Genomic DNA, 17,689 nt, shown 5'->3' with positions numbered 1-17,689 from the left:
GACTCACTTTTTCGAAGTGAACTCGTTCAGCTAAAGCTGAACATCGAGACTTCGGTGGGGGACTCTACCTCCTTCGCCGCCAAAGTGTTTCTATTGGGGAAGGCGGCTCGGCGATAGTCTCCACTGGAGACTATCGTCACCGAAGCAGAGTACGGGGGACCCACTCCCACTTATAGAAGTGGGAGTCTTACGATTGGATCAAAATCCGTTCGGGATGGGTATATATATTCATACTGTTTTGCCGGGCAAACCCGATCACGGTTATTCCCAGCTCATTGGCAAGCGTAAGCGCTAAAGCGGATGGAGCAGAAACCCCCATTAAAATAGGACACCCCATTTTACCGGCTTTGATGACAATTTCAGAGGACATTCTTCCGCTAAAAGCAATGACTTTTTGCGATAGATCCATCTTCTTTGTGAACGCATAACCATACAATTTATCAAGTACGTTATGCCGCCCAATATCAAAAGCAAAGTATTCAAGATGACCGGCTGAAGCCAAAACAGCCCCATGTACCCCACCCGTTTGATGAAACAGCTCCGACTTTTCGTCAAGCAGCTTCATATAATGGATAACTTCACGAGAGGTGACTTGCATCGGACTTTCAATTTTTTGGACTAAGCGGGCATCATTGGCATAGTAAAAGGAACTTCTTCCTTTCCCGCAACAGGATGTCAAATAGCGTTTTAGATACATGGCTTCACCCAAATTGTTTTTGACACTGGTCTCGGCCCAAGCCAGCCCTTCTTTGTTATCTATTGAAAGTTTCGTCAGTTGTTCAGGCTTGTTGATAATCCCTTCCGAACACAGCAAGCCGGTTACCAATTCCTTCTCTTGCCCGGGGGAACAGACTACCGTTACAAACTCCTCGTCATTGAGATAGACGGTGAGTGCTTGTTCAACAACAACCTTCTCCTTAACCCTTTGCATATTTAATCCATCGATTTTGATGGCTTCGATTTCTACGGCATCTGTTTTTGAAAAACCTTCCATTTTGTTACCCCCTCGGCTGCACGTATACACTCACAAGGTATTCGCCTAACTTCTTTTAAATCCTGCAAATATTCCCACTGTTTTACAATGCTCACTAATTCCCCTATTCTAATTTTATACCCCGGCACTACTAAAAAATCCTGAACTATTGCTAGTCCAGGATTTTTCTTAATTAAACACTTTTATTTTTGCTGACGCTTCATTTCATTATAAATATACACAAGTTCTTTATCGAATAGAGAGCGTTTCATGTCAACAGACAATGCCCGAACCCGCTTAAGGATTTCCGCGGCTTCATCATTATCGATTTCCTTGCCGTATTCACGAAACTTCGCTTTAATTGAGGCCGTTCCTGAGTGCTTACCAATCACAATCTGACGTTCCAAGCCCACTTCTTCCGGTTGAAAAACCTCATAGGTCAGAGGGTTCTTCAAAGCACCATCAGCATGAATACCCGACTCATGGGCAAACATATTGCTTCCCACGATAGCCTTCCATACGGGAAGTTGTCGGCCGGAAGCACGGGCAACAAACTCGGATACTTCCACAAAACGCTTTGTCGCAAAATTTAAGTCGATACCCAGCAGATGTTTAAGGGCCATGACAACTTCCTCCAAAGCCGCGTTGCCTGCCCTTTCACCCAGTCCGTTCACAGTGACCCCAACATGAGTCGCACCAGCCTTAACCCCTGCAAGGGCATTCGCAGTAGCCATACCAAAGTCGTTATGGGTATGCATTTCAACATCAATCTCTGCCCTCTTGATCAATTCCGTAATCCTATCATAGGTCGTGAACGGATCAAGAATACCGACGGTATCACAATAACGCAGGCGGTCAGCTCCTGCCTTTTTCGCTTCCCGTGCAAACTGGACTAAGAAATCCATATCAGTACGTGAAGCATCTTCGGCATTAACCGAAATATATACCCCATTTTGCTTCGCGAACTCCGTTGCTTTAATCATCCGTTCGAGCACATCTTCCCGAGTCGTTCTTAGTTTATGTTCAATATGAATATCTGAAGTGGAGATTGAAATAGCTACGGCATCACATCCGCAGTCCAAAGATTTTTGGATATCTTTAATAACTGCCCGGTTCCACCCCATAATACTCGCATTAAGCCCTAATTTTGCAATTTCTTTGATAACGCGCTGTTCATCCCCACCCATCACAGGAATTCCAGCCTCGATCTGCTGCACTCCCAAATCATCCAACATACGGGCGATCATCAATTTCTCCTGGTTAGAGAAAACCACACCCGCGGTTTGTTCTCCATCCCTTAGGGTTGTATCCACTATTGTTAAATGCTTCTTAACCATTCCTATTAGCCTCTCTTCCACCGATAAAAAAAATTTTAATATCAGCTAAATGATACCACAAATTCATCTTAAGTATAACCTATTATACCACAGGTCTTCCGTATATTTATACATTGTAATGAATTATAATTTAAAGAATTTAACACTTCTTTTCAATCAACTCTTAGTTTGATGAGAAAGAAGCGTTATTTCTGAATTATATTACATTATTAGATATTCAAAATTCCGATTAACACTACTGCTGATCTAATCGTTCCCCTCGCAAATTATTGACAACGATCCACAAGCGTTTTCCGAATATTCATTATTGAAGAAAATATTTAATTATGTTAGAATTTTAATATAACATGTATAGACAGGTACGTACTTATACAAAGAAAGGAGTTGATGAATTGATCATCATCGGAGAAAAGATCAATGGAACGATTCCGAGTGTCAAAAAGGCCATCGAAGAAAGAGACGAAGCATTTATTCATAATCTTGCCGAAAGACAAAGCGAAGCAGGCGCGAACTATATCGATGTCTGCGCCAGTACCGCACCTGAAGTTGAAGTCGAGACACTCAAATGGCTGATGGACATTGTCCAGGAAGCAACGGATACCCCTTTATGCATTGACAGCCCCAATCCCAAGGCCATAGAAGCAGTCTTTCCCTATGCCCAAAGGCCGGGATTGATTAACTCAGTCTCCTTAGAGGGCGACAAATGCGAAATCATTTTCCCAATGATTCAAGGAACTCCCTGGCAAACGATTGCCCTTACCTGCGATAATAACGGTATTCCCAAAGATGTTCAAACCCGGGTCGATATTGCCAAAGTCTTGGTTGAGAAAGCCCAACAATATCATATTACCCCGGAGCGAATCCATATCGACCCCTTAGTCATTGCCCTATCCGCAGACAATGATTCCTTACTCAAATTTGCCGAGGCAACCCGCCAAATCAAAGAACTCTATCCCACCATTAACATTACCTCCGGTTTAAGCAATATTTCGTTTGGGATGCCTTTACGGAAAGTCGTGAATCAGAACTTCTTAACTTTAGCGATGTTTGCCGGTATGAATTCTGCGATCTTAGATCCTTTGAACAGAGATTTGGCCGCCACCCTTTTAGCAACGGAGGCTTTATTAGGACGCGACAAGTATTGCCGCAATTATGCCAATGCCTATCGCAAGCATAAGATTGGTCCGCTGAAAGAAACCGTATAAAAAGTTATTTTCTTGAACCCCATAAACTTATTTTTAGGGAGGAATCAACATGCTCGATTTACAAGCCCTGACCCAAGCTGTTGGCGATCTTGACGAACCGACTGTCCTCGAATTAGTTAAAAATTTTATGGCGACTCATCCCGGCGGCGAAGAAGCTCAGCAAGTCGTTACAGCCTGCCAAAAAGGGATGGGAATTGTCGGTAACTTGTTCGAAAAAAATGAGTATTTTGTGGGCGATTTAATTTTTGCCGGAGAAATCTTAACTCAAACTATCGATCTCTTACGGCCTGCCTTAGCGGGAGCCGCTTCTCAAAAAGTAGGAACGATCATTATCGGGACGGTTCAAGGCGATTTGCATGATATCGGCAAGAATATCTTTGCGGGTATGGCGGAGGCCGCAAGTTTTGAAGTCGTTGATTTAGGAATCGATGTGAAACCGGAGGCTTTTGTAGAGAAAATCAAAGAGGTAAAGCCGCAAATTGTCGGCTTAAGCGGTGTCCTGACCCTTTCACTGGATTCGATGCGAAACATTGTGAATGAGCTCACCAATGCCGGCCTGCGCGAGCGTGTCAAAGTGATTATTGGTGGCAACCCAGTAAGTGAAGCGGCCTGCCAACAAATCGGGGCGGACGCTTTTACAACGAATGCGGCGGAAGGCGTTAAAATTTGTCAAAGGTGGGTGAAATAAGATGGCAGATGTGAAAGCATTGCAAGCTGAAAGAACCCAAATCTTCCATGATGTCCACGATAATAAAATTCCGAAACGCGTGCCTGTGAACCTTAGTTTACCGTTAGAACCTTTAGCTGGGTACGGCGGAATTGATCTTGTCGAAGCGCAATGGGATGTTTCCAAATGTGAACCGGCCTTAGATAAGCTTTGCCGGAATTTCTATTCGGATATCTGCCCCGGTGGAACCTCTCTCAGATATCCCGGTTATTATACCCCCCTTGAATCCCAATCCTTCGTTATGGGGTCAAATGGAACCTTCCAACACCCCGAAGTTGTCGGGATGCTGCCGGAAGAGTATGATGACCTCATTGAAAATCCCTATAACTGCTTGCTGGAAAAGGTCATTCCCCGACAATACAAAGCTTTAAAACTCGACGATCCTATCAATATGATGCTCAGCTTTACGAAGGCAGTTCTCGGTTACAACGCCCATATGGCAGAACAAGGTGTCCTTGTCAGCAAGTATACCGAAAAATATGGTTATTACTCAACCAGTCGTTATGGCGGCGGTTTCACGGAGGCACCGTTTGACTTTTTAGCGGACCAATTAAGAAGCTTTAAAGGGATTAGCATGGACGTCCGAAGAATGCCGGAGAAAGTCGCGGAAGCTTGCGAGGCGCTTTACCCTATTACTTTGAAAAAAGGAATGCCGAAAGTTGTTTCCAATTATGCATCAGTCTTTATCCCCTTGCACATGCCCACCTTTATGCGGGAAAAAGATTTTGCCAAACTTTGGTGGCCCAGCTTTAAGCGGATGGTTGAAGAATATGCCTCCCTGGGAATTCACAGCCGCATTTTCTGTGAAGACAACTGGGATCGTTATCTCGATTACTTATATGAGCTGCCGACAGATACAATTATGATGTTTGAATATGGGACACCGAAGTTGATCAAGGAGAAATTAGGAAAGAAACACATCATTACGGGTTTATTCCCAGTCACCATGCTGAAAACCCACTCGAAACAGGAATGTGTGGATTATACGAAACAATTGCTTGATATTCTGGCTCCGGGCGGAAAATTCATCTTCAGTTTGGATAAAAATCCGATCTCCATCGGCGATGTCAATATGGACACCTTTAATGCGGTTGCGGAAACCGTTCGGGATTACGGCGTCTACGGCAACGCAGGAGAAACGGCAGGACTGCAGTTTAACAAAGAGGACTACCGTCCATCGCCTTCGCGAAAACTGGAAAGCAAATACTATAACACTTGGGAGCAATATAAAGAATCCCATCCGGGAGTCTCTGATTTTGGTGAAGCAAAACTTCAAGGCTTTGAAGACAGCTTATTCCAATTTCTGATGTTCCTTCTCCTATAAGAAGATCCACTAACGATACCTTAAACTCCGGATAGAGGGTAACATCATACTAGCCTATGGTTGTTACCCTCTATTTTAATCGGGGCAGTCTCACTCATCTTGGGAATTACTAGAAATTAACTAGTAAACAAGGAGGAATTTCAATGGCTAGGAAACCTTTGACCTCTACGGTTAAAAGACTTTACGGCATCGGCGACATGGGCTTCACAATCATGACCAGTGTCGAAACCGTTTTATGGGTATTCTTCTTAACCAACGTTGCTAAATTCTCCCTGCCCATGGTTGCATTGATCGGAACGATAACCAGCTTAGTTGATGCCGCTTTATCCCCTTTCTATGGCGCAATCATCAGTGGATCCAAAGGCTTCAAATGGGGTAAAAATCGTTCCTGGTTGATTATCTCTCCCCCGTTCGTCGTCGTTCTCTTTATGTTCCAGTTCACTAGAATTGGGCCGGAACCGATTGCCGCAGCAATCATTTGCGCCGGCTTCATCCTCAGCCATATCATTTGGAACCTGGCCTGGGTCGCCAACGTTTCGCTTATCTCAATCATGGGTTCCACCCCGGATGAGCGCGCTCTCTTGTCCTCACGCCGCGGCGCATGGAACGCTCTATCCGGTGTCTTCTTCTCCTATATCGGTATGCCCCTCGCCTTATACCTGGGAAGTACGCTCTCCAATCCCATCCTGGGTTTTACCTTGGAAGCGGGACTTATGGCTTTGGTGATGCAGGTCACGTACTTTATTCACTTTAAAATTTCCGACGGCTATGAGCCGACGGGAGATGAAATGCAAAATACGGCATCAGATGCTCCCAAGGCAGAGAAAGTTCCTGTTAGCATCATGCTGAAGAGCGCTTTCCAGAATCCGCCCCTGATTGCCCTTTTACTGAGTGACTTCTGTCGGTACATGGTTAATTTCATTATGTTAGCTGCAGCTGCCTATTACTTTACCTATGTCGCACAGAATATGGCTCTCCTCCCAGTCTACTTGCTCATCGGAGCTATCGCCCAGGTCGTCGGTGCCTATATGGCCGGTATGATAGCTAAAGCCTTATCCACTCGCACGGCTTCGATCGTCGGCCTTTTTGCTATGGCTGCATCCCTGATCATCTGCAAATTTGTTGCCTATAACATCATCCTGTTCTTTATCTTTGTCTGTCTTGCCCGATTCTTCCTTGGACTTTTATACTCCACCCTGGTCGCCCTCTACTCCGATGTCGTAACGTACGGAGAATGGAGGACCGGACAAAATGCGAATTCTTTTATTATGGGTCTGATGAATATATCGCTGAAAGTAGCAATTATATCGCGCAGCGCCGTAATCCCGTTTGTGCTGGCAGCCGCGGGCTTTGTCGCAGGAGCCGACCCCGCTACCGCCTCTATGCAGCTTAAGGATGCAGTCAATAACGTATTCCTGCTTATTCCGGGCCTTGTAGCTTTAGTCGGTGGATTGATCCTTACCGTAGGCTACCGCCTGACCCGTGAAAAACTGGAATACTATCAAAAGGAAATTGACGCCAGAAAAGTAAGTATCTAAACTCAAAATTGCAGTCAAACCCAATCATTTGCCCCACAAAGCGTTCAAAGATTGCCGAACTTATTGTCCCTATCGGCTAAATATTTTGTATAATAAGAAAAAGGGTCCAATGGTTGCTTGAAGCATTTTGATTTGCTGGAGGGACATATGATTGATCAAAAAAATACGGAAGAAATAATTGTTAACCTCATTGCCGATTTAGAGGAAGAATCCGCGCTTAAGCGTATAAGGGAAGCGCTTGCTGCAGGAATGAGTCCGCTTCATCTCCTTGAAGCTGTTTCCAAGGGAATGGTGAAGGTCGGAAAACTTTATGAGGAAAAGGAGTATTACATTGCGGATCTGATAATGGCCGGAATTATCTTTAAAGAAGTGTTGCAATTAGATCAGATGCAATCTCACTTCCGGAATATATCCGCCAGCAGGCAGGGTAAAGTGATCCTTGGGACGGTTAAAGGGGATATTCACGATATCGGCAAAGATATCCTGAAAGGGATGTTAGAAGCCAATGGTTTCGAGGTGCTTGATTTGGGTGTTGACGTTCCCCGTGAAGTTTTTGTGGCGCGGTTTGAGGAACATCAGCCGGATATTGTCGGACTCAGCGGTGTCCTAACAAGCAGCATCGATTCCATGAAAGAAACCGTGGATGCCTTTATCCGTTCCGGGAATCGCGATAAGGTCAGGATCATTTTAGGAGGAAGTCATCTTACGGAAGAAGCTTGCCAATACATCGGCGCAGACGGCTATGCCCGCGATGTTTCGGTGGGAGTAAAAACGTGTAAGGAATGGATGCTCTCCGGTAAGCGAAAGGGAGTATCGAACCATGACTAACCTTCCGCTTTACCTCCGCATCTTCGAAGAGATAAAAAGAAAAATCGACATTGCCGAATTAAAACCGGGCGATATCCTTCCCCCAGAATCCGCACTACAACAACAATATGGAGCCAGCCGAGCAACAGTTCGAAACGGACTGGCCCTTTTGTTTAACGAAGGATACATTTTTTCCATTCCCGGGAAAGGGAACTTTGTCCAATCCCCTCAATTTAACACGTATACCGTCTATTATGATGAAATGAGAAACTTGATCAGCAGTGTGGATAACACGAAACTGCTCGAAGTCGATATTATTTCCCCTGAAGATTACTTAGCCAATCTTTTGCAGATGAGTAAATCCCGTAGTGTTATTATGATTCGGCGCTTGTTCTTTAACGAGGGAGAACCCATTGCTTATGACATAAAATACTTACCCTATGTTAAGGGAATGCCGATCGTCGAGAAGGAAATTGAACAAGCCACTTTGCCGGAAATGATGTCGAAAGACATCTCCCCCTTTTCCATTCATCGTCAAATCTCTATTTATGCACAATTAGCCGACAATACCATCAAACAACAACTTCAGGTCAAAGATTGCCAAGAACCCTTAGCCATTTTGGTAGTTGAACAAAAACTATTGGGTATCGACAAAAAACCCATCGGTTTTGGCATCACATATTTTAAAGGCGACCATATCCGACTAGAAGGAAAAAACCAATAATAGCGCATTACCAGACCTATTCGTAAGACCAAGGCGATTCAATAAATATCCGAAACAGAGGTGTAATTGGGGATGGCCAAAGTAACCTTTCTCCCGGCAAACAAGAGTGTTGAGGTTCCGAATGGAAGTACCATTTCCCAAGCTGCCGTAGCCGCAGGGATAGCCATCGAAAGTACCTGCGGAGGACGGGGAACGTGTGGTAAATGCAAGGTGCAAATTTTGAGTGATGCAGAGCGATCGGCCGGTTGGGTTTTAGCTTGTCAGTATCGGGTTCATGAGGATTTAACCGTAACACTCAGCGAATCGAAAGATGCCTATAAACGTAAAACCAGACTAGAACAACTGAACTCCATTGTCCTTTCCCCCTGTATCCATAAATATCTGCTTCAGCTCAGCAAACCAAGCGTTAAGGACCAAATTCCGGACTGGGAACGATTGGTGGAAGCTCTCCCCGATCCCAACGTATGCTTTAATATGCAGATTGCTCGCAATCTGCCGAAAATTCTTCGTCAGTCCGATTTTCAAGTGACGGCGGTTCTGGACGGCCATACCATCTTAGCAGTGGAACCCGGCGATACCCGCAGCCGCTGCTTTGGAGCAGCGATTGACATTGGGACAACGACAATGGTCGTCTATCTTTTGGATTTAAATAACGGCCAAGTCATCGACATCGGCGCCGTTACCAATCCGCAGCGTGTCTTTGGTGCCGATGTAATTTCCCGTATTTCTTATGCGGCTCAGGGGGCGGAGCCGCTTCGCCAGCTTCAGGATCGTGTGATTGATGGACTTAACGGCATTATCGCTCACCTTTGTCAAGCCCAAGCCATTGATTCAAAGGAGATATACCACGCAGTGGTCGTGGGCAATACCACCATGAGTCATCTCTTTCTGGGGATCGACCCCACCTATCTGGCACCGGCCCCGTTTATTCCGGTCTTTCGAAAAGCTGTAGAGGTTGAAGCTCGGGAATTGGGGCTTAATATTCTTGACACCGCTCCGGTCGTCGTTTTACCCAATATCGCCGGGTATGTAGGGGCGGACACGGTAGGAGTCATGTTGTCCGCAAAAATTGATCTGCTGCCGGGATTCACCTTAGCCCTGGATATTGGTACCAACGGAGAAATGATTTTAGCCGGTCAGGGCCGAATTCTCACCTGTTCCACCGCAGCCGGACCCGCTTTCGAAGGGGCGGAAATCAAACACGGCATGCGAGCAGCGGATGGAGCCATCGAAGGTATTAATATCACCGATGATGTCCAATACGTAGTGATCGGCGACACTAAGCCACATGGAATCTGCGGGTCGGGTTTAATCGATGCTATTGCCGAAATAGCCGCCTCCGGGGTCATTAATGCAGCCGGACGCTTGGCGATAAGAGCCAAGGATTGCGAAAAATTACCCCCCTTGCTGCAAAAGCGCCTACGCCAAACGGAACAGGGAGGCGAATTTGTCATAGCCTGGGCTCAGGAAACAGAGACCGGTGAAGACATCGTCCTTACCCAAAAAGATATCCGCGAACTTCAGCTTGCCAAAGGCGCGATAAGTGCCGGAGTCGAGATATTAATGACTGAGATGGGGATTCAAAAAGAACAGCTGGATCGCGTTTTGCTCGCGGGGGCTTTCGGTAACTATATTAAAAAGGAAAGCGCCCTGAGAATCGGTCTTCTTCCTCCTCTGCCGATTGAAAAGATTTCAGCTATCGGCAATGCGGCCGGCGACGGGGCTAAAATGGCCTTGCTTTCAACGGAAGAAAGAGAACGGGCGTCCGTTTTGGCGGATCGGGCTGAGCACCTCGAATTATCGGCGCGGATGGATTTTCAAGAGCAATTTATCAAGGCGCTGTCGTTCCCTAGATAAAAATACCGGGTCGTTCAGCCTTTCACATTAAAAAATAACGCTTCTTTCCAATCAACTCTTAGTTTGATAGAAAGAAGCGTTATTTTTTTAGGATTAGTCTACTGCTGATCTAATCGTTCCCGTAGTAAATTATTGACCACACCGGGATTTGCCTGACCCTTCGTCGCTTTCATTGTCTGGCCAACAAGGAAGCCGATCGCTTGTTTTTTACCGGCTTTGTAATCTTCCACAGATTGAGGATTTTTAGCGATCACATCATCGACGATTTTGAGCAAGGCCCCTTCATCACTGATTTGAGCCAGACCTTTTTCCTGAATGATAACATCGGGGTCTTTCCCGGAAGCAAACATCTCTTCAATAACCGCTTTCCCGATTTTACCGCTGATTGCCCCTTTATCAATGAGTCCCAGAAGAGCGGCCAGCTGCAGAGGTTTAACCGGAGATTCCTCCACACTGAGTCCTTGGGCATTCAGGAGACGGGTATATTCTCCCATGATCCAGTTCGCCAGGTTTTTAGCATCTGTATAACCTTTCAAAGCTTCATCAAAAAAGTCCGAAAGTGCTTTATCGCTGGTAATAACACCTGCATCATAATCTGATAAGTCAAGCGATTTAAGCCGTTCTCTTCGCGCCGCAGGAAGCTCGGGCAATGTTTTGCGAACATTCTCGACCCATTCCCGATCAATAATAAGCGGCGGCAAATCCGGTTCCGGGAAGTAACGGTAGTCATGCGCTTCTTCTTTGGAACGAAGGGATAAGGTGATTCCGCGGCCTTCATCCCATGTTAACGTCTCTTGGATGACTTCTTCCCCATCGTCCAAAAGTTCGGCCTGGCGGCTGATCTCATATTCCAGACAGCGCCGGACGGAGCTGAACGAATTTAAGTTCTTCGACTCTGTGCGGGTTCCGAACTCCTTTTGACCGCGCGGTCTCAGGGAAACATTGATATCAAAACGGACTGAGCCTTGTTCCATGCGGCAGTCAGACACTTCCGTATATTGCATGATCTTTACCAATTCTTCAAGGAAAGCCAAAACTTCGGGAATCGAGCGCATATCTGGCTCGGACACGATCTCCAGAAGCGGCACTCCTGTCCGGTTATAGTCTACTGAAGATTCATTGGAGGTTGAAATCGTTTCCCCGCTGTGCACAAGCTTGCCTGCATCATCTTCCATATGCGCACGGGTAATCCCAATCTTTTTCTTTTCGCCCTCGATCTCAATCTCGACCCAACCGCTTTTGCAAATCGGCAAATCAAATTGGGAGATCTGATAATTCTTCGGTGAATCCGGGTAGAAATAGTTCTTCCGATCAAACTTCGAAAACTCAGCAATTTCACAATTCAAGGCTAATCCCGCTTTAATCGCCAGATTGACGACATCCCGATTGAGTACGGGCAACGCTCCCGGCAAAGCCATACAGACCGGGCAGACATGCGTATTTTGTTCGCCGCCGAATTCGGTACTGCAATTGCAGAAAATCTTCGTTTTAGTCGCTAACTCAACATGGGTCTCAACCCCGCAGACCATTTCATAACGATCCAGTATACTCATCTTAACGTGCGCCTCCTTTGATCAAACTCGGTTTCCGCGTATGGAAATCCGTATTTTGTTCAAATGCATGGGCAACACGATAAAGAGTTCCTTCGGCGAAAGGACGGCCCATCAGCTGCATTCCGACCGGCATTCCATCCACAAAGCCGGCGGGAAGAGAAAGTGAAGGAATACCCGCAAGGTTAATCGGAACAGTGCAGACATCCGATAAATACATCGTTAACGGGTCTCCTGATTTCTCCCCAATTTTAAAGGCTGTCGTCGGTGCTGTCGGTGAAAGCAGCACATCAAAGCGGTCAAATGCCTGATTAAAGTCATTTTGGATCAGGGTTCTGACCTTTTGGGCTTTTAAATAGTAGGCATCATAATATCCTGCACTTAACGCATAAGTTCCCAGCATAATCCGGGCTTTAACCTCGGAACCAAACGCTTCCGACCGGGTCTTCTTAAACAAGCTTAATACATCTTCCGTGTTTTCGGCGCGATAGCCATAACGCACTCCGTCATAACGGGCAAGATTTGAACTTGCCTCAGCTGTTGCAATTAAATAGTAAGCAGGCATGGCATATTCCGTATGCGGAAGAGAGCATTCTTCAACAATAGCCCCCAAACCCTCAAGCGTTGCCAAAGCCTCGTGCAGCACTGTCTTGACGCCCTCGTCTAAGCCCTTCGCAAAATACTCCTTGGGTACACCGATGCGCAGTCCTTTGATATCTTTATTAAGGAATTCGGCATAATTAGGAATTTCAAAGGGGACAGAGGTCGAATCCCGGTGATCATGGCCGACGATCTCCCGAAGAACCCGAGCATTATCCTCAACCGTTTTGGTAATCGGTCCAATTTGATCCAGTGAAGAAGCATAAGCAATTAAACCATAGCGGGATACGGCACCATAGGTTGGCTTAAGACCGACGACGCCGCAAAAGGATGATGGCTGACGGATCGACCCGCCGGTATCTGACCCTAAGGTATAAACGGCTTCCTCCGCAGCAACTGCAGCCGCCGAACCTCCGGAAGATCCCCCGGGAACCCGCTCCAAATCCCAAGGATTATGCGTTGCAAAAAAGCCGGAATTTTCCGTAGATGAGCCCATCGCAAACTCATCCATATTCAATTTGCCCAGCAAAATTGCTCCCGCAGATTTAAGCTTTTCGACAGCTGTCGCACTATAAGGTGGGACAAAATTCTCAAGCATTTTTGAAGAACACGTGGTTCGAATCCCTTCTGTGCAAAGGTTATCCTTAAGCGCCATCGGAATTCCTTCTAAGGCGCCGATTTCTTCGCCCCGGGCAATCTTTTCATCAACCTGGGCAGCCCGGCCTAATGCCACATCCTCGGTAACCTGAAGAAAGGCTTGGACTTCCGGATCGATATGTTTAATTCGCTGAAGCATCGTTTGAGCAAGCTCAACCGCGCTGATTCTCTTAGTGACTAAGAGCTCATGTAATTCCCCAATGGATTGGGATGTGATCTCCATGCTTAGCTGTTCTCCCTTCTGCATCTCTGATCATTCTTATTTTCTTGCTCTTTCTATTAAGAGACTTATCCTCGCATTGGATTAAACGATACGGGGAACCTTGAAAAAACCATCCTCCGCTACAGGAGCATTGGCCAGCACCTTTTCCCGTGCAAAAGAAGGTTTGACTTGATCCTCGCGGACAATATTATGAAGCGGCACGGCATAGGCCGTAGGTTTGATATCATCCGTATTCAGCTGATCGAGCATCGCCGCATAATCGAGGATTGAATTAAGCTGTACTGTATAGCCGGCGACTTCTTCTTCGGAAAGTTCTAAACGTGCCAACATCGCAACATGTTCTACTTGTTGACGCGAAATTTTCATTAAAATCACCCTCCTTTGGCAAAATAATCAAATTTACTATAACAAATCCGATTAATAGGGGCAAGTCCCCTCAGACTTCGAAAAACAGGATAAAGAAAAACCCGTAAAATTAAATCGGTTTAGAGGGAATAAGTTGGGTAAATTCTTCTTCACTGAGTACGGGAATACCGAGTTCCCTCGCTTTAGCCATTTTTGAGCCGGCCTTATCGCCGGCGACCACAAAGGCCGTCTTTTTGCTGACACTGCCGGCAGCCTTTCCGCCGTATGCTTCAATTAAAGCTTCAATGCCTTGGCGATCATAATTTTTTAAGGAACCGGTAACCACAATGCTTTTCCCGGCAAAAATTTGCGGATGGGTTGTTTCCTCAGCTGTCATTTTGACATTCGCCTCACGCAGCTTGGTCAGAAAACGCTGCGAACTTTCTTGCCGGAAAAAGCGGACAATACTTTGCGCCATAGTAGGACCGATATCGGAAATACTTTGCAGCTCCTCCAATTCCGCTTGTTCGAGGGCCTCCATACTGCGGAACTGCCGGGCAAGAATTTTCCCGGCTTTTGCTCCGACATGCCGAATTCCTAAGGCAAAGATCAGCTGGGCCAAATCCCTTCCCTTGCTGTCATCAATGGCTTGAAGCAGGTTTTCTGCCGATTTTTTACCCATGCGTTCAAGCTTAATTAAGTCGTCAAATTTTAAGGTATAAAGATCTGACGCATCATGGATCAGTTTGGCCTCTAATAGCTGCACAATAACAGCCGGACCTAATCCGTCGATATTCATGGCATCCCGCGAAACAAAGTGGATGATCGCTTCCCGTTGCTGGGCAGGACAAGAAATGCTTGTACAGCGGTGAGCCGCTTCGCCCTCTTCGCGGATAATCGGGCCCCGGCAATCGGGACAATGCTCAGGCATCTCAAAAATCTGCTCCGCGCCTGTCCGTTTTTCCGGCAATGAGCGAACGACTTCGGGAATGACATCTCCCGCTTTTTGCAAGAGAACATGGTCACCGATTCGGATATCCTTAGCGCGGATATTATCGATATTATGTAGGGTTGCGCGACTGACAGTTGAACCTGCCACTAAAACCGGAGTTAAATTCGCCGTAGGGGTAAGCACCCCTGTCCTCCCAACACGAACTTCAATACTTTCAACCACCGTTTCTACCTGCTCGGCCGGAAACTTATAGGCAATCGCCCAGCGCGGGCTTTTCGCCGTGAATCCCAGTTCGCGTTGCTGGGCTATATCATTGACTTTAATCACTAATCCGTCGATATCATAGGAAAAACCATGGCGTTTTTCAGCCATCTCTTCACAGTAGGTGATGACCTCCTCGATTGAGCTGAAAATCCGGAATTCAGGATTTACGAGAAAACCTTGCTCTTTCAAATAGTTAAGAACCTCGATCTGTGAAGCTAATTCCGTACCTTCAGGAGTAAGAACCTGATAGGCAAAATAGCTGAGTCGGCGCTCTGCCGTAATTCTGGAATCTTGTTGGCGTAAAGAGCCTGCCGCAGCATTGCGTGGATTTGCAAAGGTTGATAAACCCGCTTCCTCCCGCTCCCGGTTCAACTGAACAAAAGAGGCTTTCGGCATATATCCTTCGCCGCGGACATCTAAACGCGAAAGGGGTTTGCGCAGACGCAGCGGAATCGATGTGATCGTTCTTGCATTTGCTGTGATTTCCTCACCGACTTCACCATCGCCGCGTGTTGCGCCGCGTACCAACACACCGTCTTCATAGGTAAGAGCGAGGGTAAGTCCGTCAATTTTAAGCTCAATCACGTACTCCGCTTGCGGAGCAACCATTCGGACCCGCCTGTCAAACTCCCGTAAATCACCCTCATTAAAAGCATTATCTAAGCTGAGCAACGCTTCGGCATGGCGAACCTTCGGAAATTCCTTAGCGACATATCCCCCGACTCTTTGGGAGGGTGAATCCGGGGTTTTCCATTCCGAGTGGGCTTTTTCAAGCGCGAGCAGTTCCTGCATTAAAGCATCATATTCAGCATCTGTTAACACAGGTTGATCCAGTCCGTAATATTGATAATTCGCTTTTTCAATCTGCTCTTTAAGCTTTTGCAGATGTTGAAATGTTTGATGCTGCTCATCGGCCATTGATTGTTCTCCCCCTCTTGATTCTCATCCTATATTTTAACCCAAAAAATACTTGGTTAACGGCGGAACCACTTGTTTTTTCCGTGAGAGAACACCGGGGAGGAATACGCGATTTTGATTGAGGGGTTCATTAAATGCCTTGGCGACTTCTTCAGGGCTATCGCCTGCAATCCAAAGATCCGTATTTTCCTCAAGCAAATCCGTAATCATCAAAAGAAGATAACGCAGTCCTTTCTCGTTGCGTACTGCTTCGAGTTTTTGGTTTAATTCTTCGCGCAGTTTTTCGAGACCCTCCAAGCCCATTACGCTGACTTGACCGATTCCGACTTTATAGTCACTCACCGAGAATTCTTTCAGATCTTCTTCGATCAATTCTTCAACCTTACGATCCGCCAGATTAGATGAGGATTTAAACATTTGTACGCCGAATTCCTTGGCATTGACACCGGCAATCTTTTCAAGATAAGCGGCAATCTCTTTATCAGTCTCCGTACAGGTCGGGGATTTAAAGATGACCGTATCTGAAAGAATAGCCGCGAGCATGATGCCCGCAATTTCTTTTTCGGGTTCAATCCCAAGTTCGCGATAACGTTTCGCGACAATAGTACAAGTTGATCCCACAGGTTCATTACGGAAGCTGATCGGATCTGAAGTCTGAATTCCACCCACCCGGTGATGATCAACGACTTCGAGAACCTGAGCCTGGTCGGCGCCATTAACGGCTTGACCCCATTCATTATGGTCGACAAGAATAAGTTTCTTGCGACTGAGTTTTAATAAATCATAACGGCTAATGAGACCCACAACCCGTTCCTGCTCATCCAATACCGGATAGTTCCGGTAACGCGTTTCCAGCATTTTTTGGCGGACTTCGGAAATTAAGTCATCTTCCTGGAAGGTGACAACTCCCTCTGTTTTCATGATACTTCGTACCGGTGCACTCATGGGGAGGAGGCGGGCAGCCGTAAACGTATCTGAGGGTACCGAAATCACGATGACACTTTTTTCACGAGCCACATCCTCTAAATCCGGATACAAGGTGGCCCCGCCGGTTAAAATGAGGGCTGAAACACCGCAGCGAAGCGCGCTTTCTTGGGTCGTTTTCCTATCGCCGACCAAAACAATACTGCCCGGTTTAATAAAGTTTTCAAACGTTTTATAATGCATTGCCCCTACGTAGACACATCCATGAAGCAGCTGGTCCTCAGAACCGAGCAAGAGTTTTCCTTTAAGGGTTTCAATTACATTTTTCGCGGCAATATGAAGATCATCAAAATCTAAATCACCCATGTTTTCAATATATGAACCCGAAAGATCACCGACTGAAATCATACCCAGCATCCGTCCGTTTTCTTCCACAATCGGCAGCGTCTTTTGGTTATTGGTTTTCATGGTCTGCCAGGCCTTCAGCAAAGGCGTCTTTGGATTAACGGTAGGGATAGGACCATTAAGCATATCCTTAACACGAAGGTTGACATCGGCCAAGTATTCCGGAGCCGGCACGTGAAATGCATTGAGGACATATTCTGTCTCCCGATTCACTTTTCCTGCCCGGCAAGCCATGACATTGTCATTACCCATCCGTTGTTTAAGGCGTGCAAACGAAATTGCCGCACAAATCGAATCCGTATCCGGATTTCTGTGTCCTACCACATAAACATGTTCACTCACTGAATCAACTTTCCCTT

General features: G+C 46.3%; 14 protein-coding genes. 7 read left to right on the top strand and 7 right to left on the bottom strand.

What is annotated here, in order from left to right:
- Positions 1-187 precede the first annotated feature (187 nt).
- Together fdhD and nifV are read right to left on the bottom strand one after the other, a co-directional pair.
- A complete protein-coding gene (gene fdhD, locus VB077_RS10135) occupies positions 188-994 on the bottom strand; it encodes a formate dehydrogenase accessory sulfurtransferase FdhD (protein ID WP_323415107.1) in 807 nt (268 codons plus the stop codon).
- A 182-nt stretch (positions 995-1,176) separates the two neighbouring features.
- Positions 1,177-2,310 (bottom strand): homocitrate synthase, encoded by a 1,134-nt coding sequence (gene nifV, locus VB077_RS10130; RefSeq protein ID WP_323415106.1) that lies wholly within the window; start codon positions 2,308-2,310, stop codon positions 1,177-1,179.
- Positions 2,311-2,702: 392 nt separating this feature from the next.
- Between nifV and VB077_RS10125 the strand changes: the two genes are divergently transcribed.
- The 7 genes from VB077_RS10125 (at position 2,703) to VB077_RS10095 (ending at position 10,492) form a co-directional block, all read left to right on the top strand.
- The gene (locus VB077_RS10125; protein WP_323415105.1) at positions 2,703-3,515 is read left to right on the top strand and encodes a methyltetrahydrofolate cobalamin methyltransferase; all 813 of its coding nucleotides are present in this window, start codon (positions 2,703-2,705) and stop codon (positions 3,513-3,515) included.
- A gap of 49 nt (positions 3,516-3,564) precedes the next feature.
- The gene (locus VB077_RS10120) at positions 3,565-4,203 is read left to right on the top strand and encodes a cobalamin B12-binding domain-containing protein (protein WP_323415104.1); all 639 of its coding nucleotides are present in this window, start codon (positions 3,565-3,567) and stop codon (positions 4,201-4,203) included.
- A gap of 1 nt (position 4,204) precedes the next feature.
- Positions 4,205-5,566 carry a uroporphyrinogen decarboxylase family protein gene (locus VB077_RS10115; RefSeq protein WP_323415103.1) on the top strand — a complete coding sequence of 454 codons (1,362 nt, stop codon included), beginning with the start codon at positions 4,205-4,207 and terminating at the stop codon, positions 5,564-5,566.
- A 143-nt stretch (positions 5,567-5,709) separates the two neighbouring features.
- On the top strand, positions 5,710-7,104 hold the full coding sequence (locus VB077_RS10110; RefSeq protein ID WP_323415102.1) for an MFS transporter: 1,395 nt from the start codon (positions 5,710-5,712) through the stop codon (positions 7,102-7,104).
- A 147-nt stretch (positions 7,105-7,251) separates the two neighbouring features.
- Positions 7,252-7,932 (top strand): cobalamin B12-binding domain-containing protein, encoded by a 681-nt coding sequence (locus tag VB077_RS10105; RefSeq protein WP_323415101.1) that lies wholly within the window; start codon positions 7,252-7,254, stop codon positions 7,930-7,932.
- Positions 7,925-8,635 carry a GntR family transcriptional regulator gene (locus VB077_RS10100; RefSeq protein ID WP_323415100.1) on the top strand — a complete coding sequence of 237 codons (711 nt, stop codon included), beginning with the start codon at positions 7,925-7,927 and terminating at the stop codon, positions 8,633-8,635. Before VB077_RS10105 ends, VB077_RS10100 begins: the two co-directional genes overlap by 8 nt.
- A 72-nt stretch (positions 8,636-8,707) precedes the next feature.
- The gene (locus VB077_RS10095) at positions 8,708-10,492 is read left to right on the top strand and encodes an ASKHA domain-containing protein (protein WP_323415099.1); all 1,785 of its coding nucleotides are present in this window, start codon (positions 8,708-8,710) and stop codon (positions 10,490-10,492) included.
- A gap of 98 nt (positions 10,493-10,590) precedes the next feature.
- On the opposite strand, the gene gatB is transcribed toward VB077_RS10095, so the two are convergent.
- The 5 genes from gatB to VB077_RS10070 all read right to left on the bottom strand — a co-directional run bounded on the left by gatB (position 10,591) and on the right by VB077_RS10070 (position 17,672).
- Complete coding sequence (gatB, locus tag VB077_RS10090; protein WP_323415098.1) at positions 10,591-12,045, bottom strand: Asp-tRNA(Asn)/Glu-tRNA(Gln) amidotransferase subunit GatB; 1,455 nt, start codon at positions 12,043-12,045, stop codon at positions 10,591-10,593.
- Position 12,046: 1 nt separating this feature from the next.
- A complete protein-coding gene (gatA, locus tag VB077_RS10085; protein ID WP_323415097.1) occupies positions 12,047-13,522 on the bottom strand; it encodes an Asp-tRNA(Asn)/Glu-tRNA(Gln) amidotransferase subunit GatA in 1,476 nt (491 codons plus the stop codon).
- Between the two features lie 81 nt (positions 13,523-13,603).
- Positions 13,604-13,888, bottom strand: a complete 285-nt coding sequence (gatC, locus tag VB077_RS10080) for an Asp-tRNA(Asn)/Glu-tRNA(Gln) amidotransferase subunit GatC (protein ID WP_323415096.1) — start codon at positions 13,886-13,888, stop codon at positions 13,604-13,606.
- A 109-nt stretch (positions 13,889-13,997) separates the two neighbouring features.
- Positions 13,998-16,001, bottom strand: coding sequence for an NAD-dependent DNA ligase LigA (ligA, locus tag VB077_RS10075; protein WP_323415095.1), 2,004 nt, complete (start codon positions 15,999-16,001; stop codon positions 13,998-14,000).
- Between the two features lie 36 nt (positions 16,002-16,037).
- Positions 16,038-17,672, bottom strand: a complete 1,635-nt coding sequence (locus tag VB077_RS10070; protein WP_323415094.1) for a putative manganese-dependent inorganic diphosphatase — start codon at positions 17,670-17,672, stop codon at positions 16,038-16,040.
- Between the last annotated feature and the right edge of the window lie 17 nt (positions 17,673-17,689).

The organism is Desulfitobacterium sp., assembly GCF_034927245.1.
Taxonomy (GTDB): domain Bacteria; phylum Bacillota; class Desulfitobacteriia; order Desulfitobacteriales; family Desulfitobacteriaceae; genus Desulfitobacterium_A.
The sequence above is the reverse complement of the archived record's forward strand: the minus strand, read 5'-3'. Positions and strand labels throughout refer to the sequence as shown.